This window comes from Synechococcus sp. PCC 6717, from assembly GCF_022698185.1.
Lineage (GTDB): Bacteria > Cyanobacteriota > Cyanobacteriia > Thermosynechococcales > Thermosynechococcaceae > Thermosynechococcus > Thermosynechococcus lividus.
Genome location: NZ_JAKLTV010000001.1, coordinates 103804 through 127515 on the forward strand (window position 1 = coordinate 103804; position 23712 = coordinate 127515).

Here is a 23712-nt window from a genome sequence, read left to right on the forward strand (position 1 = left end):
CCTACGCTCCCTGACGCAATTTATCGAGTACCGAGCGATCCTCAAGGGTTGAGGTATCCCCTGCCACCTCTTCCCCAGCGGCCAAAGAGCGCAGTAACCGCCGCATAATTTTGCCGGAGCGGGTTTTGGGCAGCGCATCGGTAAAGCGAATCTCCGCTGGGCGTGCCAACGCACCGATCTCCTTAACGACGTGCTGCTTGAGTTCCTGCTGCAGGGTCTCGGTGGGGGGAGTGCTACCTTCTAAAATCACGAAGGCCACGATATCTTCGCCCTTCACCTCGTCAGGCTTGCCAACAACGGCAGCTTCAGCCACCGCAGGGTGGGCGACCAAGGCTGACTCAATTTCCATGGTGCCTAGGCGATGCCCCGACACGTTAATCACATCATCCACCCGTCCCATGATCCAGAAGTCGCCGTCTGCATCTTTGCGCGCCCCATCCCCCGCAAAGTAAACATACTGGCCGTTCTGGGGAGGAATATGCTCCCAGTACGTCCGGCGGAAGCGATCGGGATCGCCATAGACGGTGCGCATCATCCCCGGCCATGGGTGGCGAATCACCAGATACCCCCCTTCGTTGACCCCGACCGGGTGCCCGTCTAAATCAACAACATCTGCCAAGATGCCAGGAAAGGGTTTAGTGGCTGAGCCGGGTTTCATGGGGATGGCACCGGGTAAGGAGGTGATCATGTGGCCACCGGTCTCGGTTTGCCACCACGTATCGACAATGGGACAGCGTTCGCTACCAATGACGCGGTAGTACCACATCCATGCTTCGGGATTAATGGGTTCGCCAACGGTCCCCAGCAGGCGCAATGAGGAGAGATTACGTGCCTTGGGCAGGTGTTCGCCCATTTTAATAAAGGCGCGGATGGCAGTGGGGGCGGTATAAAAAATAGTGACACCGTACTTTTCAATCACGTCCCAGAAACATCCCGGATTCGAGGCGCGGGGTGCGCCCTCATACATGACAGTGGTGGCACCGTTAGACAAGGGGCCATAGACGATGTAGCTGTGCCCCGTAATCCAGCCAACGTCGGCAGTACACCAATAGACATCGGTATCTTGCAGGTCAAAGGTCCATTGGGTGGTGATGTGGGTATAGAGGTTGTAGCCAGCGGTGGTATGCACAACCCCCTTAGGTTTGCCCGTGGAGCCAGAGGTGTAGAGGATAAAGAGTAAGTCTTCACTGTCCATCGGTTCAGCGGGACAATCGGCACTCACCCCTTTTTGGAGATCGTGCCACCAGTGATCGCGACCGGGCACCATGGTGATCGGCTGCTGGGTGCGCTGCACCACCAAAACGTGCTCGACGCTGGGAACCGCTTGATCGCTAAGGGCGCTATCGACTTGATCTTTGAGGGGAACAATGGCATCTTTGCGCCAGCCACCATCGGCAGTGACCACTAGCTTCGCTTGAGCATCAATGAGGCGATCGCGCAGGGCTTCGGCACTAAAGCCACCAAACACGACGGAATGGGGTGCACCAATGCGCGCGCAGGCGAGCATGGCGATCGCCGCTTCCGGAATCATGGGCATATAAATGCCGACGCGATCGCCCTTTTTAATTCCAAGTTGTTTGAGAACATTGGCAAACTGGCACACCTCGCGGTGCAGTTGGGCATAGGTGAGGGTGCGGCTATCGCCGGGTTCCCCTTCCCAGATCAGGGCTGCTTTGTTCTTGCGCCACGTGGTCAGGTGGCGATCGAGGCAGTTGTAGGTAATATTAATTTTGCCATTGACAAACCACTTGGCGGTGGGAGGCTGCCAATCGAGTACCTGATCCCAAGGCTGAAACCAGTCGAGTTCCTGCTGTGCCAGTTCCCCCCAGAAGGCCGCCGGATCTGCTTTTGCTTTGGCGTAGAGGTGCTCGTAGGCCTCAAAGGAGTTAATCCGTGCCTTCGCCACAAAGTCAGCGGGGGGGTAAAAAAGACGGTGTTCCTGAAGAATGGATTCAATAGTGGGGCGGCTCATCCCTAGATTCCGTGGCAGCAAGATCTATCTTAACCGAGGAGGGATCGCCGCTATCTTGAAGACGGTGATGATTCCCTGCGGAGGGTAATTGTTGGGGTACGCTGGAATCGTAGCGCAATTTTTTTAATTTTTATGGATGCTTTGGCTCTTTGGCACCACTACCAAGACTGGCTGTACTACCACCCAGACCTTGATCTCTACGTTGATGTCAGTCGGATGGGGCTGACCCAAGACGTTGTTCGTGACCTAGAGCCTGCCTTTAGGCGCGCCTTTGAGCAGATGCAGGCTCTCGAAGCGGGGGCGATCGCCAACCCGGATGAAGGTCGAATGGTGGGGCACTACTGGTTGCGGGATGCCGACCTTGCCCCCACCCCAGAGATACGGGCTGAGATTCGCGACGGAATCGCCCAGGTGCATCGCTTTAGCCAGCACATCCATTCCGGCCAAATTGCCCCACCCCAAGGTGGACGCTTTACGGATATTCTCTCCATTGGCATTGGCGGTTCGGCACTGGGCCCCCAGTTTGTGTCTGCCGCCTTAGCGCCCGTGAACCCACCCCTAGCCATTCACTTTCTCGATAATACTGATCCAGCGGGATTTGAGCGGGTTTTTGCCCAAATTGGCGATCGCCTGCGCACCACACTGGTCATCGTTATTTCCAAGTCTGGGGGCACCCCAGAAACCCGCAATGGCATGCTGGAAACGCAAGCCCGCTATCAGCAGGCAGGCTTAGCCTTTGCTGACCACGCAGTGGCTATCACCATGCCCGGCAGTGGCCTTGCCCAACTTGCCGAGTCCAATGGCTGGCTGGAAATTTTCCCGATGTTTGACTGGGTGGGGGGGCGCACCTCCGAACTCTCCGCCGTGGGTCTGTTGCCCGCCGCCCTACAGGGGATTGACATTGAGGCCATGCTCCACGGGGCGCGGCAAATGGATCAGGCTACCCGGGTGCCGCAACTGCGCCAAAATCCGGCAGCCCTGCTGGCCTTGGCTTGGTACCACGCAGGGAACGGGCACGGCGAAAAAGATATGGTCATTCTGCCCTATAAAGATAGCCTGCTGCTCTTTAGCCGCTATCTGCAACAGTTAGTGATGGAATCCCTAGGCAAGGAGAAAGACCTTGCTGGCAACATTGTCCACCAAGGGATTGCAGTCTATGGCAACAAGGGCACCACAGATCAGCACGCCTACGTGCAGCAGCTACGCGACGGCTTGGCAAATTTTTTTGTGACGTTTATCGAGGTACTGCGGGATGGCCAGCAACCGGGGATTGAGGTGGAGCCGGGCATTACCGCCGGTGACTATTTGAGCGGTTTGCTGTTGGGGACGCGCCAAGCTCTCTACGAAAAGGATCGGCCTTCCCTCACCGTCACCATTCCAGAGGTCACGCCCCGAACGGTGGGAGCGCTCATTGCCCTCTACGAGCGGGCAGTAGGATTGTACGGCTTTTTGGTGAATATCAATGCCTACCATCAACCGGGGGTGGAGGCGGGMAAAAAAGCAGCCGCCGCCACTCTGGCGTTACAAAAACAGATTGTGAAGGTGCTCCAGCAGAGTGCTACGCCATTAGAGGTGCAGGCGATCGCCCAAGCGCTCAACGCCTCCGAGCAGCAAGAAACCATTTACCTGATTCTGCGGCATTTGGTGGCCAACGATCGCGGCGTGGCGCAACTGGGGGATCCGGCGTGTCCCAACCAACTACAGTTTTGTTGGCAACGCTAATGCAGCGACGCGAATTTTGTCAGGGGGGAGTGGCGATCGCCGCCATGGCACTAGCTGGGTGCCAAGGATCAAGCCAAGGGGGCATTACCGTACATCTGCTGCAAAAGTCCCTGCCGCCCCAACTCATCCGCCGTTTTCGCCAAACCCATGGCATTGGGGTGAACCTGCGCCTGAAAGAGACCCCCCAGAGCCTTGCCGACACCCTCGCCAACGACAACAGGGGGGCGGCCATCGTTAGCTTGGGGGATGCTTGGCTGGCAGCAGCCGTCGCCAACCGTTGGGTTCAGCCCATTCCCAAGGCCGCCCTTGAGAATTGGTCCCTCCTTACCCCACCCTGGCGCGCATTCCTAGAACGGTTCACCGCCAACGATGCCGTTTGGGGTATTCCTTATCGCTGGGGTGCGACCCTCATGGTGTATCGTCGCGATTTTTTTGCCAATTTAGGCTGGGAACCCACGAACTGGGATGCCCTGTGGCACCCTGACCTTGACGGGCGCTATAGCCTGCTGAACACCCCCCGCGAAGTAATTGGTCTCACCCTTAAGTCCTTGGGGCGCACCTACAATGACCCCCCCGACCATCCAGACCTCGAAGCGCGATTACTGGCGCTGCGGCAACGGTGCGGTTTCTTTAGCTCCGATGCCTATCTTCAGCCCTTGATCCTAGGCAGTACACAATTGGCCGTGGGCTGGTCGAGTGATATTTTCCCCCTCGTGCAGCGGCAGCCCGATACGTTTGCAGTGGTGGCTCCGGCGGCAGGAACTGCACTGTGGGCGGATCTGTGGGTGTGCTCCCAAGTGCCCGATGCAGCGGCAACCGCTTGGTTACAGTACTGGTGGCAACCCACCGTAGCCGAGCAGTTAAGCCAGTTTACAACGGCAGTGTCCCCCGTCTTGGGGGATCTCAGCCTAGCCCAAGCGAATCGTTATGTTGATCTGCAAACCCTGTTGACCCGTAGTGAGGCACTGCTGCCCCTGCCTGCCGCCGCCCAGCAGACCTACGATCGCCTCTGGCAGGATATTTTTCTGACGTAGAAGAGGGCGCGATCGCCCACGCTGTCAAGGGTTGAACCCTTTCGTGGTAAAATAAGAGTCTCTCACGAGGCACACCATGACCTTTGCTGCTGATTCCAACCGCATTATCCCTACTGAACTGCGGGATGAGATTTCGCGCTCATACCTCGAGTATGCCATGAGCGTCATTGTTGGGCGGGCGCTACCGGATGCCCGGGATGGCCTCAAGCCCGTGCACCGTCGTATTCTCTACGCGATGCACGAGTTAGGTTTAACCGCAGACCGTCCCTTTCGCAAATGTGCCCGTGTGGTCGGTGAAGTGCTGGGGAAATACCACCCCCATGGTGACTCGGCGGTCTATGATGCCCTCGTGCGCATGGCTCAGGATTTTTCCATGCGCCATCCCCTCATTGATGGGCATGGCAACTTTGGCTCCATTGACAACGATCCGCCGGCTGCGATGCGTTATACCGAATGTCGGCTGCAAGCGCTGGCATCGGAAGCGCTGCTCCAAGACATTGAGCAGGAAACCGTTGACTTTGTTGATAATTTTGATGGCTCACAACAGGAACCCCTTGTTTTGCCCGCACGGGTGCCCCAGCTCCTGCTAAACGGCACCTCTGGGATTGCGGTGGGGATGGCCACGAACATTCCCCCCCATAACCTCGGTGAGTTGGTGGATGGACTGGTGGCACTGATCCACAGGCCTGACATTAGCGATCGCGAGTTAATGCGCTATATTCCGGGGCCTGATTTCCCCACTGGCGGACATATTCTTGGCCAAGCTGGTATTCAAGATGCCTATACCACGGGGCGCGGCTCCATTACCCTGAGAGCCGTTGCCACCATTGAAACCCTAGAGGTGCCCGGTCGTCAGCCCCGCGAGGCCATTATTGTCACGGAGCTGCCCTACCAAACCAACAAAGCTGCTCTGATGGAAAAAATTGCTGAGTTGGTGAACGACAAAAAAATCGATGGCATTGCGGATCTGCGCGACGAAAGCGATCGCGAGGGCATTCGCGTGGTCATCGAACTTAAGCGGGATGCCTATCCCCGGGTGGTGCTGAATAATCTGTACAAGCAAACCCCCCTACAGGTAAATTTTGGCGCCAATATGCTGGCGATCGTCAACAACGAACCGCAACTGCTGACCCTCAAGCGCAGCCTCGAAGTGTTCCTGAGCTTCCGGGAAGAGGCGATCGCCCGCCGTACCCGCTATGCTCTGCGTAAAGCTGAAGAGCGAGATCACCTCTTGCAGGGATTGCTGATTGCCCTAGCCAACCTTGATGAGGTGATTCAACGCATTCGTGCTGCCAGCGATACCGCCTTAGCACGCCAAGACCTCATGCAGACCTATGCTCTCAGCGAAGCCCAAGCGGATGCCATTTTACAGATGCAACTGCGGCGGCTCACGGCTCTAGAAGCAGAAAAGATTCAGCGCGAACACGAAGAGCTCCAGCGGCAAATTGCTGACTTCCACAATATCCTTGCCAACCGACAACGGGTACTCGATATTATTGAAGCTGAGCTGTTGCAAATTAAAGCGAAGTTTGCCACACCGCGGCGATCGCAGATTGTCCAAGCCGACGCTGACATTAGCGATACCGACCTCATTGCTAACGATAAATCAGTGATTCTCGTTACCCAGCAGGGCTACATTAAGCGGATGCCCGTCGATACCTTTGAAGCCCAAAGTCGGGATGGCCGGGGTCGCAAAGGGGCGGAAATTAAAGAGGATGATGCGGTTGAGCACTTCTTTGGCTGCAACGATCACGATCGCATCCTCTTCTTTAGCGATCGCGGCATCGTCTATGCCCTGCCCGCCTATCAGATTCCCACTGGCTCGCGTCAAGCTCGCGGCACTCCCATTGTTCAACTCCTGCCCATTCCCCGCGAAGAGAAGATCACCTCCGTCATTGCGGTGCACGATTTTAGTGCCGACGAGTACTTAGTGATGCTCACAAGCAAGGGCTTTATTAAAAAAACGGCGCTTGCCGCCTTTAGTCATATTCGTACTAATGGCCTCATTGCAATTTCCCTTGAGGAGGGAGACCAACTGCGCTGGGTGCGGCGAACCCGCGAAGAGGACACCATTATCATTGGCTCACGGCAGGGCATGGCAATTCATTTTCGTGCCAGTCACGATCAGCTACGGCCGTTGGGGCGGGCTACCCGTGGGGTGAAGTCGATGAACCTGCGTCCGGGGGATGAGTTAGTGGGGATGGATATTCTGCCTGGGGCGATCGCCAAGAGCTTGAGCGCCACTGGCGATGATGGCGATGACACCGACGACAGCGACGAGGCGGCTGCCCAAAGTGCAGGGCCGTGGGTGTTGGTCATTACCACCAACGGTTATGGTAAGCGGGTGCCCGTCCAGCAATTTCGGTTGCAAAATCGGGCTGGAATGGGGATTACCGCCACTAAATTCAAAGCCAAGAGCAATGAAGATCACCTCGCAGCGTTACGGATTGTCAATGCTGACGACGAGTTAATGATTGTGACCAGTCGCGGTATTATCATTCGCCAAAAAGTGATCGATATTTCGTCGCAATCGCGCTCGGCAACTGGAGTGCGGCTACAACGGCTCGATGAAGACGACAGTATCGTTACGGCGGCGGKGTTACCCCCAGGGAGCATGGAGGCAGCGGAGGTTGATACCCCATGAGCCACGATCTTGATTCCCAGACCGCACAATTGCTACAACGGCTGCGCCGCAAAGAAGGAACGTGGCAAGATTGGGGGCAAGGGTGCCAACACCTCCAGAAAGCTGGCCATTCGCCACAGGCTATTTTTGAAGCGACCGGTATTGAGCCAATTCACCAAAACCAGCTCATCATTGCTGTCCAAGTGGCGCAAAGCCTACGTGCTGGCAATGCCTCCCCTTCAGTGCTGGCCTACTTCCAAGAGCGCGGCAGTGATCTGCTTTACGAGTTACGGGTACTGTCCCAACGCGATCGCGTTGCGGCAGCAACCCTCATTGTTGAAAAGCAACTTGATGGAGCTACTGTCCATGAGGTGTGCCGCGCCCTCAAAACCATGAGCTACCAAAAGGGTGAGAGCGAAGACTTTACAGATACCCTAGGCGATCGCATTGGTCACTATTATTGGCAGTTGGCACGGCAACAGCGAGATTTAGCCCAGCGATCGCGCCTCATTGCCCAAGGCTTCCGGTTTGTGGACTCACAGAGGGGTCGCCGCGCCCTTGAAACCCTCCTCACCGACTTGACAGTGGTGTCTGCCACCCCCCAGCCCCGCTTACCGCTCTATCGCCTAGAGACTGCCGAAGAGTTACCTTACCTGATTCCTGTGGCTGGTTGTGCCCCTCTGACCGCGGCAGCCCTGACCGCGGTTCCAGCCCTCAAGCCCACAGGGGCATTTTCACTGGTCGATGTTGAGCGCCCCCTCACCGTGGTTGCTTTGCCAGGATGGCAAGTGCTCTTAAATGCCATTGATCCGGTTGCCCTACTGTGGCCGGTGGCGGAGTTGCCCGCAGAACTACCCAATAGCGACAATCTGATCCCCATCACCCAAGTTTTACTGATTGTGGATCGGGGACAACAGGAGTGGCAGGGCGATCGCTACCTCCTCATCGAAGAGACTACCGCAGAGCCACTGCGCCTAGCCTGGTATCCTCAGGCTCCTAGCGCTCCCATTCTTGGCCAACTTCTCCTAGTGTTACGGCCAGCGCAAATCCTAGACAACACGGTGAACCGTGAACTATGGCTGCTCGAAGAGTAAGATTCTCTAAACACCTTCTAAACAGCAATCTCCGACCATACCCGACAGGGTTGGGAAATGAGCATCAATTCAGCAGGCTTTGGGTAGCGGCAATGACGCCTTGGACGGCATAGGCTGAGGCGTGTAATGCCTGTAATTCACTCTCTGTCAAAGACAATTCAACAATTTGCGCGACCCCTTGGCGGTCAATGCGCGCTGGTACCCCAACATACATCCCCCTGAGATTGTAGGCCTGTTCAACGTAGGCACACACTGGCAATAATCGCGCTTGGTTCGAGAGAATTGCTTCTACCATTAGGGCAGCGGCAGCGGCGGGGGKATAAAAGGCACTGCCAGTTTGCAGCAAGTTGACAATTTCGGCGCCACCATGACGCGTGCGTTGAATGAGTCTATCGATGGTGGCGGCAGGGAGCAGTTCAGTAATGGGAATGCCGCTAACACTGGAATAGCGAGGCAAGGGTACCATCAAGTCGCCATGCCCCCCCAATACCATGGCGCGAATATCTTTAACAGAAATGTTTAGCTCAAGGGCGATAAACGCGGCAAAGCGGGCGGCATCTAATACCCCTGCCATTCCCATGACTTTCTGAGGGGGTAGCCCACTCACCTGCCATGCCACATGGGTCATGACATCAAGGGGATTCGTAACCACGACATAGACTGCATCTGGGGCAACGGCAACGGCTTGGCGGGTAATGTCTTGGATCAGGTTGCCGTTGAGCTTCAGCAAGTCGTCGCGGCTCATCCCCGGTTTGCGGGGGAACCCAGCGGTAATCACCACAACATCAACATGATGAATGTCGCTATAGTCTGTTGTGCCTAGGATCTGACGATCGTGTCCTTGAATAAGCCGCGATTGGGTGAGATCAAGGGCAAGCCCTTGGGGGCGCCCGGCAATCACATCTAGCAGGACAACATCAGCAATATTTCCCTCTGCAAGTCGTTGGGCAAGGGCACTGCCGACATTTCCGGCACCGAGGACGGCCACGCGGCTAGACATTTACTGGCTCACTTCGAGTTGCTCAAGCTTTAGCCAAACGGTTGGGGTAGGCACGGGAAATTTAATTTGGGCATACTCACCGCGAATATCCACCACTTCGCCGCGCCCTTCAAATAGGTATGGCGGATAGCGGCGATCGCTAGCAAGCGCCTCCAAACTGTTGGTCAGTTTTTCAGCAATAACCTTAACAAAATCGCCTTTTTTGATGGCCATAGCACACTCCTGTCGAATTGCCCCCTATTTTAACCTTCTTGGGCTGGCAACTCTAGGTCACATCAGGTCTCTTTGGGAAAAAAGCGCACAGCCTCTGCAGGAGCGGTTAAGGCCACCGTGGCACCAACAGGAATCACTACATTCACGGGTAGGCGGGCATGGAGTTCTTTGCCCGACGGTGCCTGCACACAGTAGCGGTATTCGCGCCCTAGGAACTGGCGATCGCGAACAATTAAGGTGGTTTCTGAGGGGGGGTGTGGCTGGAGCATGACATCTTCTTCGCGAATCATTAGTTCACCCTGTACGGCTGGAGCAGCCTCTAGGAGGGGGAATGTGCCAATATCAGTGAGGACATGGCTACCTTGGGCACAGGCGGATAGAAAGTTGGCTTGGCTAATAAACCCTGCTACAAACCGTGAAGCGGGCTGACAATAAATCTCTTCAGGAGTACCCACCTGTTCTAGGCGACCTTGGCGCATGACAGCTAACCGATCCGAGAGGCTTAGGGCTTCCTCTTGATCATGGGTAACAAAAATGGCTGTGGTACCGGAGGCCTTGAGAATCGTACGCAATTCCTCCCGTAGCTGTAGCCGAACTTGAGCATCTAAGTTACTCAGGGGTTCATCCAATAAAATCACCGCAGGCTGGGGAGCGATCGCCCGTGCTAATGCGACCCGCTGTTGCTGTCCCCCCGACAGTTCGTGAGGGTATCGCTTTTCCATCCCCTGCAAATGAACTAAGGACAGAATTGCCATCACCCGTTCTTGAATTTGCTTTTTACTAAAACGATGTTGTTGCAAACCAAAGGCAATATTTTCAGCAACCGTAAGGTGGGGAAACAGAGCAAAGTCCTGAAAAACCATCCCCAAGGAGCGCTGCTCCGGTGGCACAAATAGGCCTGGGGCCGTAACACAGCGATCGCCAATCGTAATTGTGCCCTGATCGGGCGTATCTAGGCCAGCAATGAGTCGCAGCAGCGTGGTTTTACCACAGCCAGACGGCCCCAATAACCCCAGAATTTCACCATCGTGCACCCTCAGGCTAACCTCTTCAATGGCTGGAAAATGGCCAAAGAGTTTACGCAAATTTGTCAGCTGTACAGCTGTAGCGGTCGGAGTTGTCAGGGAAAGGGTTGTCATAGCTGCCAAGAAGTAAACCGTCTGCAAAACCAAAAGCGTGGCGATCGCCTTTAAGAATTATTTGCAGTAATGCAAACAGTTCTATTCTGGCATAAAAGACTCTGCTTACTGCAGACTTCTTGCAACTGGTTAGCCAATGGTTGACAAAACGCGGAGCACTGGTTGTCCTAATTGGCGTTCAGAATTCGCTGGACAATTTGTAGCCCAGTCACAGCCTGCCAACCAAAGAACCCCACTAGCAACATATTGAGGGTCATGTGCAGCACCCGCGCCACTTCACTGCCTTTTTGCATGAAGGGAGTCAAGCTAGCAGAAATGGCCACCAACCCTGTCATTGCCAAGCCAACAAGTAAGTGAGGCCCCACAAAGAGCTTACCGTTATTGATGTAGGTAGCCGCCATGCCTCCAATCGCTCCCAACACCATAAACGCCAGTAAAAATGCACCGACTTGGTGATGCTTAATATTCACCTTGGCTTGAATCAGTGCCTTCTTCTCCTCCCCACTAAGGGAGCGCAAGCGACGCGTTTGAATCCCTAAATACATCGCGTAGAGGGTTAATGCAAACAACACCCACATTAAAACTGGGTGGGCAAAGGTCACAATAGGCTGAAGCGGGGCAGGAATTTCAATCATTCTTGGTACGCAGAATTCGGCAGGGTGTTACAAAACTTATTATACGTGCCTTGGTGAATCAGCACGCAGTGGACACGCAGGCTGCCTTACCTCTAGCACTGCAGGGCTGATTACGAGCTATCTCAGCGTATGCTAAGGATTGTGGCTTAGAACCACAGAGACACTGAGGGCATGGAGAAGTGGCGCTGTATCTCTGTGGTGAAATTTCAGGTTATGGAGTCCTCTAGTCAGTTAGGAGGTGCTTTGCTTGGCAGCGCTAATCTCTGTTTTAGTGACCATTACTCTGTCGCTATTGATCACTCGGATTGCCGCTGAAGCATTGACCTTGACTGGGCTATCTCGTGAGGCGGCTAAATTTCAAGCCCATTCTGCCATCACAGGTTCGGGTTTCACGACAAGTGAATCTGAGCTGGTGGTTGCTCACCCTGTACGCCGCCGTATTTTGATGTGGCTGATGTTGCTGGGTAATGCTGGGCTGATTACGGTGATTTCTTCACTGGTGTTGACGTTTATTAATGTGGCAGGGCCGCAAGAGTGGCTGCCTCGGCTGGGGTTGCTTTTGTTGGGAATTGCGGTACTGTGGGTGCTGTCAACGAATCGCTGGGTCAGTCGTTTGCTCTCGCATTGGGTGGAGTGGGCGCTCCGGCGTTGGACCCATTTAGACGTGCGAGATTATGCCAGCCTGCTGCGCCTTGCGGAAGATTATGGGGTGATCGAACTACAAATTGACCCCGACGATTGGCTGGCAGACAAGCCGTTGCAGGAAACGGATCTGTATCAGGAGGGGATGCTGGTGCTAGGAATCCAACGGTCTGATGGAACATATATTGGGGCACCTCAGGGTTCGACGGTGATTCATCCTGGAGATGTGGTGATTTTGTATGGTCGCCTAGATGCCTTCAGTGAGTTAGATTCTCGAAAAGCAGGGAGTGCGGGAGATCAGGCGCATCAGGAGGCGATCGCCCATTATCAAGAGCAGATCCGTTTAGCTGAGAGGGGGGTAGATCAGCCCCGCACTGTACCGTCGAGAGGTGGTCAGTGACGGGATACAGCCCCCGGCGCCAGTCTGCGACTGGCAGTCGTGACACTCCCCGCCGTGGAACGGCGAGGCTTCTCTGAGTTAGGCTAGAGCAAAGCCAATCTGCTCTAACTTGACCTTAGAAGGGGCTGCCACAGCCCCTCTACACACTCCACTCAAATCGATATTGAGCTTTGTGCTTTTTTTACTGACATACTGTACCATTGACCATACTTCTTCATCAGTGAGACCATTTGAAATTGCAACATTATGAATGTCGCTGTGCAAAACCTGTTGCACGATTGACTGAGCAAATCGATCCGTTTGCTTGCGACGATTGCCGATGAAATCGAGCGTTTCACTGAATGGCTTACCACAAGTTCGACACTTAAACTGGCGACGATTGATCTTAAGAATCTTAAGAAATACGGTTCGTCCACTGATGCTTAAATCTCGCACTAGATACCAATGATTCTGGTGTAAATGACAACTTTTTTGTTGGCAACGTGGGCAAATCGCCTCGGTTGTCTTTGCTTCCACTATAAGAATCAATTCTCCCGCAATATCGGTATAATCTTCAACCTCAATTCCAGGTAGGTTGAGTAGATCAGTTAGAAGTAGCTGCATATCTTAGATTTCGTATAGCATGTTACATTAGCATACCAAGTCCGATAGACCCTTTGAAGTTTCAAACAGTACCTGTTCCCCTCTAATTCATAGCTCCATTCAGCAATGCCTTCTGTGCAACGCCCGAATTAGTGGTTCTCCATCACCTCCAGTAAAGCGTCCCATAGCCGTTGGCTAACGGGTCCCGGGCAGGGGAGCAGAGTTTCATCCACTTGGCGAATGGGCATCAGTAAGCGCACAGAGGAGCTTAAAAATGCTTCGGAAGCGTTGGCCAAGTCCACTGGGGTGAGAATGGTTTCACGATGGGGTATCTCTAGCTGTTGCAAAATCTCTAATAGGGTGGCGCGGGTAATGCCGTGGAGAATGCCGACGCTAGGGGGAGGGGTTTCCACCACCCCAGCCCGCACTATCCAAACATTACTGGTGGTGGCCTCGGTGATCTGGCCTGCCCCGTTCAGCAGCAGGGCATCATCAAACCCACGCTGCTGCGCCTCTAGGAGCGCCAAGATATTGTTCAGGTAATTGCCAGTTTTAGCAGCAGGGTCAAGGGCTTCAATACTGGTGCGCTGCCGCTGGGCAATGGTTAAACGCACTCCTGCCGAGTTGAGATGGGGTTCGGGGGCGATCGCCATCAGGACAATGAGCAATCGCGGCTGGGTCGTCGGTTCAGGGCACAGGCCAATCCGTTGGTCCGCTCCCCGGGTCACCACAATGCGAATATAGTACTCCCCTTTAGGGGCAGCGGCTAAGGTACGCTCAACCTCCCTAATAATATGGGCATCGTCCCAAGGCACCGCCATGTATAGGTAAGCTGCCGACGCTCGCAGGCGAGCCAGATGATCTAGCAAGGCAAAGGGAACACCACCGTAGGTACGGATCACTTCATAGACGCTATCCCCGTAGAGAAACCCGCGATCTAAAACAGAAATGCTAGCTTCGGTACTGATAACACCGTCAAGATTAAATAGCAGCACAGCCGCAATGTCCTAGGGTTGGCGCTCTACCTCGGCCTTCATGCGCTCAAGCGTTTGATGCATCTGATCAAACATTGCTTGAGCTGACAGCCCAAACTGACTCAACTGGGTTTCTAGCTGCTTGACCGTCATCTGCGCCATAAAATCATCGGATAGCTCAAACCGCTTCATAAAGATACGGTAGCGCTCCATCAATTCTTCCATTTTTTCGATGTAGATTTTTTTACCCTCACGGTCAAATTTGCCGTACTCAGAGCCAAGCTGCATCAACTGCTGGTAATCCAGAAACAGGTTTTGCGCCTCTTGCTGAACAATTTCTGAATCAAAAAATCCCATAGTGGTTTCTGCCCGACACAGCAATCAATGGAGTTTATCCTTAAGTGCTAAAGAGTTGGCAATACGGGTGGTGACCGTTTAGTCCTCTGCTGGCATTCTATCAAACTCCCCTGAGGCAAGTATGGGCGGGAAAACCGATCTTGCCGGTGGTGGTCAGCTCTTGTGCCCAATGGATTGCTGCGAGGAGGCTGCGGGGGTCGGCAATGCCCTGACCGGCAATATCAAAGGCGGTGCCGTGATCGGGAGAGGTGCGAATAAAGGGCAGCCCAATGGTGGTGTTCACCGCGTCATGAAAGGCTAGCATCTTAACTGGAATCAGACCTTGATCGTGGTAGAGGGCAAGGTAGGCATCGTAACTGGGGTGCTGAGAGGGGGTGCCCCACCATGCGTGCGCCGCACCAATCCAGAGGGTATCCGGTGGCACAGGTCCAACAATTTGAACGTGGGGGTACTGCTGCTGAGCCGTTGTTAACCACGGGATGAGCCACTCCACTTCTTCGCGGCCAAGGTGCCCCTGCTCGCCACTGTGGGGATTGAGGCCAGCAACGGCAATGCGCGGCCGTGCTAATCCCCGGCAGTGCTGCAAAAAACTGACAAGTAACTCTAGTTTCTGGGTTAACAGGGCTGGGGTTAAGTGATGCGGCACTTGGGACAGGGGAATATGGGTTGTAGCCAGCAGGGTCGTGAGTACCCAGTGGGTCTGGGGCGATCGCCCCAAAAAGAGCATCCCCACCTCAGAACCACCCGTATGGCAAGCCAGAACCTCCGTTTGGCCAGAGTAATCATAGCCGGCTGCGTGCCACAACGCCTTACTAATGGGTGCGGTCACAATACCCGCCACCGTTCCAGTTTTAGCAGCAGCAATGGCGGTTTCTAGGTAAGCAAAACTCATTGCCCCCGTTGCTGAGCTGGGGTAGCCGGGACGTACATTGGAGATCAGGGGATGATCCCATACCTGTAGCAGGGCTGGATGCACAACGGCTTGACCGCGCTGGCTGAGCCAACCGTAGGTGTCCTCAAGGAGGGAGCGACTGCCACTGATAAAAAACTGGCCTAACGCCTCAGGAGGGAAGTGCGCTAGGGCTTTGAGAACAATTTCAGCGCCAATGCCAGCGGGATCCCCAAGGGTAATGGCGAGAGCCAAGCTATGCCTCTTGTAGCATGGGTTCAGCAGCGTCTTCGTCGGTGGCTGCGGGGAGGTCGTCAGTCTCTTGTTCTGCCATAGCCGCTTGCTGTTGTTGCAGGAGTTGCTGACGGTAGCGAGCGGCCATTTCCTCCGCCTTCTCATAGACTAACTGCGGATTTCTGACCATGTCGCCCGGCTCTGGCTCTAACTGTTTGGTGGAGAGGGAGATACGTCCGCGCTCAGCATCGAGATCAATGATCATCACCTTCAACTGATCATTGACATTGAAGACACTGTGGGGCGTATCAATGTGATCATGGGAGATTTCGGAGATGTGGAGCAGGCCACTGACCCCGCCGATGTCAATAAAGGCACCGTAGGGCTTAATACCCCGCACCGTCCCAACCACTACTTCGCAGACTTCCAGCTTGTTCATCTTACGTTCAACAAGGGCACGGCGATGACTGAGGACAAGGCGGTTGCGCTCTTCATCCACTTCTAGGAATTTTAGGGGGAGCTCCTCACCGACCAGTTCTTCTTTGTTGACACGGGTACTAATGTGGGAACCGGGAATAAAGCCTCGCAGCCCTTCAATGCGCACTAAGGCACCGCCACGATTAGTGGCAAAGACCTGAGAGCGCACCGTGGCATCTTCAGCCTGAAGCTGGCGTACCCGCTCCCATGCCCGCATGTACTCAATGCGACGGATGGAAAGGGTAAGTTGCCCTTCTTCGTTTTCATCCGCAAGAATGAAAAACTCCCGGGTTTCATTGGATTGCAGGACTTCTTCGGGGCTATCGATGCGGTTGATTGACATTTCTTGAATGGGGATGTAGGCCGCAGTTTTTGCGCCTATGTCAATCAGGGCGCCTTTTGGCTCGATGCTAAAAACTGTCCCTGCTACAATATCGCCGGGATTGAAATGATAGTCGTATCGGTCGAGTAAGGCTGCAAAATCAGCGTGCGTAAAGCCCACATCTAACGTTTTTTCCTGATTGACCATGCGAGTATGTTCCTAGCTCCTTTAACGAAAATTAAGATGTATAGTGAGTTCTCAAGCGGGCAGAGTGGGTGCCATACGCAATGATACCAGCGATCGCTCGAACACTTTCTGACTGGATCTATAATAGTAGCCTAGAGTTCCCGTATTGGCTAGGCACGTCAGAAAAATCCTGCTGCGTCCAGTAAATCAACTGGAGTGGTAGGAGAGCGTGTCCCTTATCGGAAGAAAAAGGTGCTGAGGATCGCGGCAGCCGTTGAGATAAGTGCAACGGCGGGCTAGCACTTKGGGKGCATGGGGKGGATGCCAGCTGGCTCCTGATCGTTGAACCCGTCGGTCAATCCGTGTCACCCAAGACTCAACACATCCACAGCCAATGGCACAAACAATTTGAGGATGCCTCAATTCTGAGTGTTCTACTCAGTCTGAGTGTTCTACTCAGAAGGTGGCACGCCCCTAGATATACCATTGTCCTCTGAAAGGGAATAGATTAGTAAAAGGAGAGGAGTGCTATCAACGAGTAGAGAATCTGATGTGGGTAGCGGGAGCAAAGGAAGTAAAGGAGGAGTACAGTAAACGATGCAACGTTGATATTTTTATCGAGAATTAAAACAGACAGCTGGGGTAGCAAATTGCCAATGCTGCAAAGCCCAGATTCAGCACAATTATATTGCTTGTGCATTGTTAGTGGGGGTCAACCTAAAGGAATTTGCGAACGCCTGTAAGACTTCTGTCTATGCCATCAAACAGAAAATTACGTCTCACATCCTGCAATCCAAAACCAATCCCTMCCCCCAGACCGCCAATAAAAGCGAGGTCGTTTGACCTGTTTACCAGCAGAATGTGACATCCTCCCGACGCTGACCTTTCAGGTACAGTGCGGGACTTATAGCCCCCTGAACCCCTCAAATTAGCCGTAGCTGCTCAATCTTCAGTTCAGTCTCCTCGGTGAGCTGTGGAGTGATCTCGGTATCGCTGGGGCACAGCGTATGCAGGGCGTTTAATAAGTCTTGCCGCAGTGGCTCTAGCTCAGGATGGTGGTCGAGGTAGAGGTGCAGGGCATGGCTCGGATCGAGGGCTTGTTCTAGGGCTGTGCTAGGAAGACGGGCGATCGCCTGCGTATTCACCAGTTGGGGTAAAAAGCTAACGCTGTGGGCATCTGTCAGGGATTGTTGCAGTTCCCCAAGGTTAATCTGCGAGAGTTGATCGCTACGCAGTTGGTAAATCACCCGAATCACAGCACCACGTGTGGGGCGATGGGCGATCGCCGCTAACAATGCGGCTTGGGGATCTCCTTCAATCTCCGTTAGGTCAACTCGAATTGTCTGAAATGGTCGGGTTGGCAGGGGGCAAAACTGAAAGTGGGTTTTACCCTTGTGCAGATCAATCAGGACGTACCCTTTCTCCTCTGCCTCTTCGCCAAAGTCCACCCGCTCAATACTGCCGGGATAGACCACAGGCGGATCATAGCACAGCACTTGATGGCGATGGACGTGCCCCAAGGCGACATAGTCGAAACAGGGGCGAGCCAACAGGCTGAGGGGAAGCGTGAACCCTTTGCCAGCACTTAAGTAGCGTTCGGAACCGTACTGCGCAGTATCCACCATGGCATGAGCCAGTAGCACCGTTGGCAGTGCTGGATCTAGCTGGCGAATTTCGCCCTCAAGAGCAACACTCAGGCGATCCAGCAGCAGTTGATGAACCTCTGCAAGGGACAACCCCACGGTTTCCGGGCGGGTTAACAGTGCCGAGCGGGTCAACCACGGCAGGGTGATGATTTGAACAGCACCAGCGCGGGTGTGCAGGCGATGGGTGGCTAGGCGATCGCCAACAATAAACCCAGGGACACCGAGGGTGCGGTAAAGGGATAAACTCGCGCCCCCCTGCCCTTGGGCGTGTTGATCGTGGTTGCCCACCAGCAGTACCGTAGGAATTTGGGCATCGGCTAAACGGCGAAACTGCTGGGCAAAGGCTTCGTGAACAAAGGGAGGGGGCGTTGCATCGGGAAAGGCATCGCCCCCAAATAGAACTAAATCCACTGGCTCGGCAAGTGCGCGATCAATGCAGGTGCCCAGCGCAGCAATAAAGTCCTCCAGCCGCGTATTGAGTCCTGTGGCCGGATTGATGTGGCCATGACTGAGGCCACTGCCAAGGTGAATGTCAGAAACGTGGAGGACGTTCATGTCTAGGTAATCACGGTGGGGCGATCGCGACCCGTTAACCCTTGGATATTGGCCACTTGGTTGGCCAATTCAATGAGATCCGCAAGGGCAACTTGGGCATCTAGGTGCTGGTGGTGGGGATTCGGCTCAAAGCGCTCCAAATACACCCGTAAGGTCGAGCCTTGCGTTCCTGTACCCGAGAGGCGATAGACAATGCGGCTGCCGTCGTCAAAGATCAGACGCAGACCCTGCTGGGTACTAACACTGTGATCCACCGGATCGGTGTAGCTAAAGTTATCGGCGATCGCCACGGTGTACGCCCCAAAAGACTGCCCCACCATCTGCGGTAGCTTTTGCTCGAGTTGGGTCATCAGGGTATGGGCGCGATCGCTGTCGATGCCTTCGTAATCGTGGCGGGAATAGTAATTACGGCCATAGGTGCGCCAATGAGACTGCACAATATCTGCCACTGACTGTTGCTTGATCGCCAGAATATTGAGCCAAAATAGCACCGCCCAAAGCCCATCCTTTTCTCGCACATGGTTAGAGCCAGTGCCAAAACTTTCTTCGCCGCAGAGGGTTGCTTTGCCCGCATCCAAGAGATTGCCAAAAAACTTCCAACCCGTTGGGGTTTCGTAGCAGTCAATGCCTAGGGTGGCCGCTACACGATCGGCCGCTTGGCTGGTGGGCATGGAACGGGCAATGCCCGCCAGACCCTCCTTATAGCCGGGCACTAAGGTGGCGTTTGCCGCTAAGATGGCCAGACTATCACTGGGGGTAACAAAGCAATTCGCGCCTAAAATCATGTTGCGATCGCCATCGCCATCAGAGGCAGCACCAAACACCGGCGGATCGTCACCAAAGAGTTGCTGCACCAAGTCATGGGCATAGACCAAATTAGGATCCGGGTGACCCCCGCCAAAATCCGGCAGCGGCACCCCATGTTGCACGGTGCCCCGGGGTGCCCCTAGGCGCGTCTCTAAAATCTGGTGGGCATAGGGACCTGTGACAGCATGCATGGCATCAAAGATCAGGGACAGTCGCCCACCCGTGATGGCATCGTGAATACAGTCAAAGTCAAACAGGCTTTCCAAAAGCGCCTGATAGTCAGCAACCGGATCAATCACCTCAACAATCATTTCCCCTAGGGGGAACTCCCCAAGGGTATGCAGGCTCACATCGGGTGCTGTGTAGATGGTGTACTGGCGGAGGCTACAGCTGCGTTCATAGATTGCATTGGTGACTTTTTCCGGTGCGGGGCCACCATTGGCGGTGTTGAACTTAACGCCAAAGTCGCCTTGGGGACCGGCAGGGTTGTGGCTAGCTGAAAGGATAATCCCACCAATGGCACCGTACTTGCGGATGACGCAGGAGGCCGCAGGGGTAGAAAGAATTCCGTTTTGCCCTACCTTGACGCGGGAAAAGCCATTGGCCGCCGCCATCTTGAGGATCGTTTGAATCGCTTCAGCATTGAAATAGCGACCATCACCCCCTAGGACAAGGGGTCGCCCTTGGGGATCGCCAATGGTGTCGAAAATTGCTTGGATAAAGTTTTCAAGGTAGTGGGGTTTCTGGAAGACCGGTACTGCTTTGCGAAGTCCGGACGTGCCCGGTTTTTGATCACTAAAGGGAGTCGTAGGAATGACTTGAATACCCATGTCGCGTCCTAAGCCTGTCAAGGCTAGTGTACTGCGAGTTGGGGCGCTGCGGTAGGCAACATCAAAGAACGTTGGAGGAGTACCATCCCCCAAGCTGCAAGGCGAATCTAAGTAGTAGTCCCATCGGTGCGGGCTGGAAGTCGCCCCGCCAATCTAAAAGCTGCACCAGTAGGAGGTAGCCCACCCCCAGCAGTAAGGAAATAACGCCGGTGACGACGGCCACCCATTTTGATGTGGACATCTGTATGCTCCCTATTCGTCCTTCAGCCGCAGAACGGCCATAAATGCTTCTTGGGGCACATCGACACTCCCGATGGCTTTCATGCGTTTTTTACCCGCCTTTTGCTTCTCTAGCAGTTTACGTTTGCGCGAGACATCCCCGCCATAGCATTTGGCTAGCACATCTTTGCGCAAAGCAGGAATACTCTCACTGGCAATAATGCGCGAACCAATGGCCGCCTGAATGGGAATCTTAAACTGATGCCGTGGAATCAAGTCTTTGAGTTTGCTGACAAGGGCACGGCCAACGTAGTATGCCTTATCGCGATGGACAATGGCCGCTAGGGAATCCACCGGATCATTGTTAATGAGCAAATCCAGTTTCACCAAGTCGTTTTCACGGTAGCCAATCAGGTGGTACTCCATACTGGCGTAGCCTCGCGATCGCGACTTCATTTGGTCGAAAAAGTCAGTAACAATTTCCGCTAGGGGCAGCTCGTAGATGAGGGTGGTGCGCCCTTGCGTGAGATAGCGCATATCCTTAAAAAYCCCCCGCCGTGATTGGGCTAACTCCATCAGGGTGCCGACGTAGGTTTCGGGGGTAATCATTTCCACTTGGACGTAGGGTTCTTCAATTTTCTGGCGGTATTGCGGCTCAGGCAGGAGGCTGGGGTTGTCAATGGTCAGCACATCCCCCTTCAAGGTGGTGACCCGATAGACCACGGACGGAGCGGTAATGATTAAGTCTAGATTGTACTCGCGCTCTAGGCGCTCCTGAATAATTTCCATGTGCAGCAGCCCCAAAAAGCCACAGCGGAAGCCAAATCCCATGGCACTGGAGGTTTCCGGCTCATAGTGCAAGGACGCATCGTTCAGCTTGAGCTTTTCAAGGGCATCCCGCAGGTCTTCAAACTGCGCTGCATCGGTGGGGAATAACCCGCAAAATACCATGGGCTTGGCCTCGGTATAGCCCGGCAGGGGAGCCTTGGCTGGTTTGGTGGCAAGGGTAATGGTATCGCCGACCCGGGCATCTCCTACCGCTTTAATAGCTGCGGCGAGGTAGCCCACTTCTCCGGCGTGGAGGCTCTCAACGGGTGTTTGGTTGGGGGCAAGCACCCCTAGTTCGTCAATCTCGTACTCTTTGCCGGATGCCATTAAACGGATGCGATCGCCCCGGTGCACCACCCCATCCATGACGCGGAAATAGACGATGACACCGCGGTAGGGGTCGTAGTAACTGTCAAAAATCAACGCCCGTAGGGGATCCGCTACGGTATCTTGGGGCGGCGGCACGAGGTGGACAATCGACTCAAGAATCTCGGCAATGCCAATCCCCTCTTTCGCAGAGGCCAAGACAGCTTGGGAGCAATCTAGCCCCACAATTTCCTCAATTTCCCCCTTCACTCGCTCCGGCTCTGCCCCCGGTAGGTCAATTTTATTGAGGACTGGAATAATTTCAAGGTTGTGCTCAAGGGCAAGATAAACGTTGGCGAGGGTTTGGGCTTCCACCCCTTGGGACGCATCCACGACGAGCAAGGCGCCTTCACAGGCGGCCAAGGAGCGGGACACTTCGTAGGAAAAGTCCACATGGCCGGGGGTATCAATCAGGTTGAGGATGTAGGTTTGGCCATCGCGCCCTGTGTAGGTCATTCGTGCTGCTTGCAGCTTAATGGTAATCCCCCGCTCCCGCTCTAAATCCATATTGTCGAGGAACTGTTCCTTCATGTCCCGCGCATCGACGGTGCCAGTAAATTGCAAGAGGCGATCGGCAAGGGTCGATTTACCATGATCAATGTGGGCAATAATCGAAAAATTACGAATATGGGAAACTGGAACGTCAGTCATAAAAATGCAGCCGCAAACTTGTAGAAATGTTAAAAGACCCCTGACTTGATTTTGACATACTACTTACTCATACGAGGTTGATTGGGGTTTTGATGACGTGTTGGCGATCGCCTGAGGCACAGGGTGACGTGCTGCTCTAAAGAAGTGAACCTTCTTTTAGGGTAAAGGCGGCAATATGAGCTGCCGCAATTTCTAAACAGGGGCGATCGCGCACAAGGGCAAACCGGACATAGCCTTCGCCGCCTTGGCCAAAGCCAGATCCAGGTGCGGCTGCAATGCCAGTCGCTTTGACCAAGGATTGACAAAAGCCAAGGGAGTCTTGGTGCCACGGCGGGGGGRGCTGAGCCCAAACGTACATGGTGGCGGGTGGCAGGGGTACGAACCAGCCGTGATCTGCGAGGGCTTGGACAAAGGCATCCCGCCGCGTCCGGAACGTCTCGCAAGTTTGGCGCACGCAGGCTTGATCCTCGGTGAGAGCAGCGATCGCCCCGCGTAAAATTCCCGCATACTGGTTAAAGTCAATGACCGATTTCACCTGACGCAACCCAGCAATGCAGTCAGTGCGACCAATGGCAAAGCCAATGCGAAAGCCGCCCATATTGTAAGACTTTGATAGGCTATAAAACTCAATCCCCACTTGGCGATCGCGATCCACCTCAAAAATCGAGGGGGCGCGCTCACGATCAAACACTAAATCAACGTAGGGAAAGTCGTGCACCAGAATAATACCGTGGCGATCGCAAAAGGTCACCGCCTCTTCAAAAAATGCTAGGGGGGCGACTGCTGCGGTAGGGTTATGGGGATAGCTGAGAATCAGGAGTTTGGCCTGCTCACGAACAGCTAAGGGGACAGCCTCTAAGTCCGGTAAAAACTGGTTCTCTGCCCGTAGCGGCAAGGGATAGACCTGCCCGCCTGCCAAATAGACCCCACCCACATGGGACGGATAGCCCGGATCGAGCACAAGAGCATACTCGCGGGGATTCATCACCGCAAGGGGGAGGTGAGCCGTTCCCTCCTGTGAGCCAATCAGCGTGAGCACTTCCCGTTCCGGGTCAACTTTGAGGCCAAATCGCCGTTCATACCACGTTGCCACTGCCACCCGAAAGGCAGCGGTGCTGGCAAATAACTGGTAGCCATAGGTACTCGGATCCTGCAGGGCGGCTTCAATCGCCCTCAGAATATGGGGGGCAACCGGTAAATCCGCAGAGCCTAAGGATAAATCCACAATCGACTGCCCTGTGGCCGCCACGGTTGCTTTAACCCGATCCATGGCATCAAAGACATTGCTGCGGAAGTACCCGAGGCGATCGGCCAA

The 23712-nt window shown here is 54.5% G+C and carries 20 protein-coding genes; 5 read left to right on the top strand and 15 right to left on the bottom strand.

Annotated features, from left to right (window positions below; translation table 11 throughout):
• Nucleotide 1: 1 nt before the first annotated feature.
• Nucleotides 2–1972 (bottom strand): acetate--CoA ligase, encoded by a 1971-nt coding sequence (acs, locus tag L5470_RS00525; protein WP_499497492.1) that lies wholly within the window; start codon nt 1970–1972, stop codon nt 2–4.
• A 132-nt stretch (nt 1973–2104) separates the two neighbouring features.
• Here acs and L5470_RS00530 point away from each other — a divergent pair, with 132 nt between their 5' ends.
• The 4 genes from L5470_RS00530 to L5470_RS00545 all read left to right on the top strand — a co-directional run bounded on the left by L5470_RS00530 (nt 2105) and on the right by L5470_RS00545 (nt 8445).
• On the top strand, nt 2105–3694 hold the full coding sequence (locus tag L5470_RS00530) for a glucose-6-phosphate isomerase (protein WP_499497494.1): 1590 nt from the start codon (nt 2105–2107) through the stop codon (nt 3692–3694).
• On the top strand, nt 3694–4728 hold the full coding sequence (locus L5470_RS00535; RefSeq protein WP_499497496.1) for an extracellular solute-binding protein: 1035 nt from the start codon (nt 3694–3696) through the stop codon (nt 4726–4728). The genes L5470_RS00530 and L5470_RS00535 overlap by 1 nt, the downstream gene beginning before the upstream one ends.
• Nucleotides 4729–4804: 76 nt before the next feature.
• Complete coding sequence (gene gyrA / locus L5470_RS00540) at nt 4805–7372, top strand: DNA gyrase subunit A (protein WP_499497498.1); 2568 nt, start codon at nt 4805–4807, stop codon at nt 7370–7372.
• Nucleotides 7369–8445, top strand: a complete 1077-nt coding sequence (locus L5470_RS00545) for a RuBisCO accumulation factor 1 (RefSeq protein ID WP_499497499.1) — start codon at nt 7369–7371, stop codon at nt 8443–8445. Before gyrA ends, L5470_RS00545 begins: the two co-directional genes overlap by 4 nt.
• Before the next feature lie 64 nt (nt 8446–8509).
• On the opposite strand, the gene mdh is transcribed toward L5470_RS00545, so the two are convergent.
• The 4 genes from mdh to L5470_RS00565 all read right to left on the bottom strand — a co-directional run bounded on the left by mdh (nt 8510) and on the right by L5470_RS00565 (nt 11432).
• A complete protein-coding gene (mdh, locus tag L5470_RS00550; RefSeq protein WP_499497501.1) occupies nt 8510–9445 on the bottom strand; it encodes a malate dehydrogenase in 936 nt (311 codons plus the stop codon).
• On the bottom strand, nt 9446–9658 hold the full coding sequence (gene ndhO, locus L5470_RS00555) for a photosynthetic/respiratory NAD(P)H-quinone oxidoreductase subunit O (RefSeq protein ID WP_099799102.1): 213 nt from the start codon (nt 9656–9658) through the stop codon (nt 9446–9448).
• Nucleotides 9659–9720: 62 nt separating this feature from the next.
• Entirely contained in the window at nt 9721–10797 is a 1077-nt protein-coding gene (locus L5470_RS00560) for an ABC transporter ATP-binding protein (protein ID WP_099799101.1), read from the bottom strand.
• A gap of 167 nt (nt 10798–10964) precedes the next feature.
• Nucleotides 10965–11432 carry a DUF4079 domain-containing protein gene (locus tag L5470_RS00565; RefSeq protein WP_099799100.1) on the bottom strand — a complete coding sequence of 156 codons (468 nt, stop codon included), beginning with the start codon at nt 11430–11432 and terminating at the stop codon, nt 10965–10967.
• A gap of 247 nt (nt 11433–11679) precedes the next feature.
• On the opposite strand from L5470_RS00565, the gene L5470_RS00570 reads away from it, so the two are divergent.
• A complete protein-coding gene (locus L5470_RS00570) occupies nt 11680–12474 on the top strand; it encodes a TrkA C-terminal domain-containing protein (RefSeq protein WP_499497504.1) in 795 nt (264 codons plus the stop codon).
• A gap of 78 nt (nt 12475–12552) precedes the next feature.
• Here the strand turns inward: L5470_RS00570 and L5470_RS00575 are convergent, their stop codons facing one another.
• The 10 genes from L5470_RS00575 to L5470_RS00620 form a co-directional block, all read right to left on the bottom strand.
• On the bottom strand, nt 12553–13077 hold the full coding sequence (locus tag L5470_RS00575) for a transposase family protein (RefSeq protein ID WP_499497506.1): 525 nt from the start codon (nt 13075–13077) through the stop codon (nt 12553–12555).
• 128 nt (nt 13078–13205) lie between these two features.
• Complete coding sequence (locus L5470_RS00580) at nt 13206–14051, bottom strand: aminotransferase class IV (RefSeq protein WP_499497508.1); 846 nt, start codon at nt 14049–14051, stop codon at nt 13206–13208.
• A 12-nt stretch (nt 14052–14063) separates the two neighbouring features.
• Complete coding sequence (locus L5470_RS00585; RefSeq protein WP_448515072.1) at nt 14064–14387, bottom strand: DUF1825 family protein; 324 nt, start codon at nt 14385–14387, stop codon at nt 14064–14066.
• A gap of 100 nt (nt 14388–14487) precedes the next feature.
• Nucleotides 14488–15531, bottom strand: a complete 1044-nt coding sequence (pdxA, locus tag L5470_RS00590) for a 4-hydroxythreonine-4-phosphate dehydrogenase PdxA (protein WP_499497509.1) — start codon at nt 15529–15531, stop codon at nt 14488–14490.
• Between the two features lies 1 nt (nt 15532).
• Nucleotides 15533–16516 carry a 30S ribosomal protein S1 gene (locus tag L5470_RS00595; RefSeq protein ID WP_099799021.1) on the bottom strand — a complete coding sequence of 328 codons (984 nt, stop codon included), beginning with the start codon at nt 16514–16516 and terminating at the stop codon, nt 15533–15535.
• A gap of 902 nt (nt 16517–17418) precedes the next feature.
• Nucleotides 17419–18696: an exonuclease subunit SbcD gene (gene sbcD / locus L5470_RS00600; RefSeq protein WP_099798516.1), complete on the bottom strand. Its 1278-nt coding sequence runs from the start codon at nt 18694–18696 to the stop codon at nt 17419–17421.
• A 2-nt stretch (nt 18697–18698) separates the two neighbouring features.
• The gene (locus L5470_RS00605; RefSeq protein WP_099798515.1) at nt 18699–20333 is read right to left on the bottom strand and encodes an alpha-D-glucose phosphate-specific phosphoglucomutase; all 1635 of its coding nucleotides are present in this window, start codon (nt 20331–20333) and stop codon (nt 18699–18701) included.
• A gap of 61 nt (nt 20334–20394) precedes the next feature.
• Complete coding sequence (locus L5470_RS00610) at nt 20395–20574, bottom strand: hypothetical protein (protein WP_099798514.1); 180 nt, start codon at nt 20572–20574, stop codon at nt 20395–20397.
• 11 nt (nt 20575–20585) lie between these two features.
• Nucleotides 20586–22397, bottom strand: coding sequence for a translation elongation factor 4 (gene lepA / locus L5470_RS00615; protein WP_499497510.1), 1812 nt, complete (start codon nt 22395–22397; stop codon nt 20586–20588).
• 136 nt (nt 22398–22533) lie between these two features.
• Entirely contained in the window at nt 22534–23712 is a 1179-nt protein-coding gene (locus L5470_RS00620) for an LL-diaminopimelate aminotransferase (protein ID WP_499497511.1), read from the bottom strand.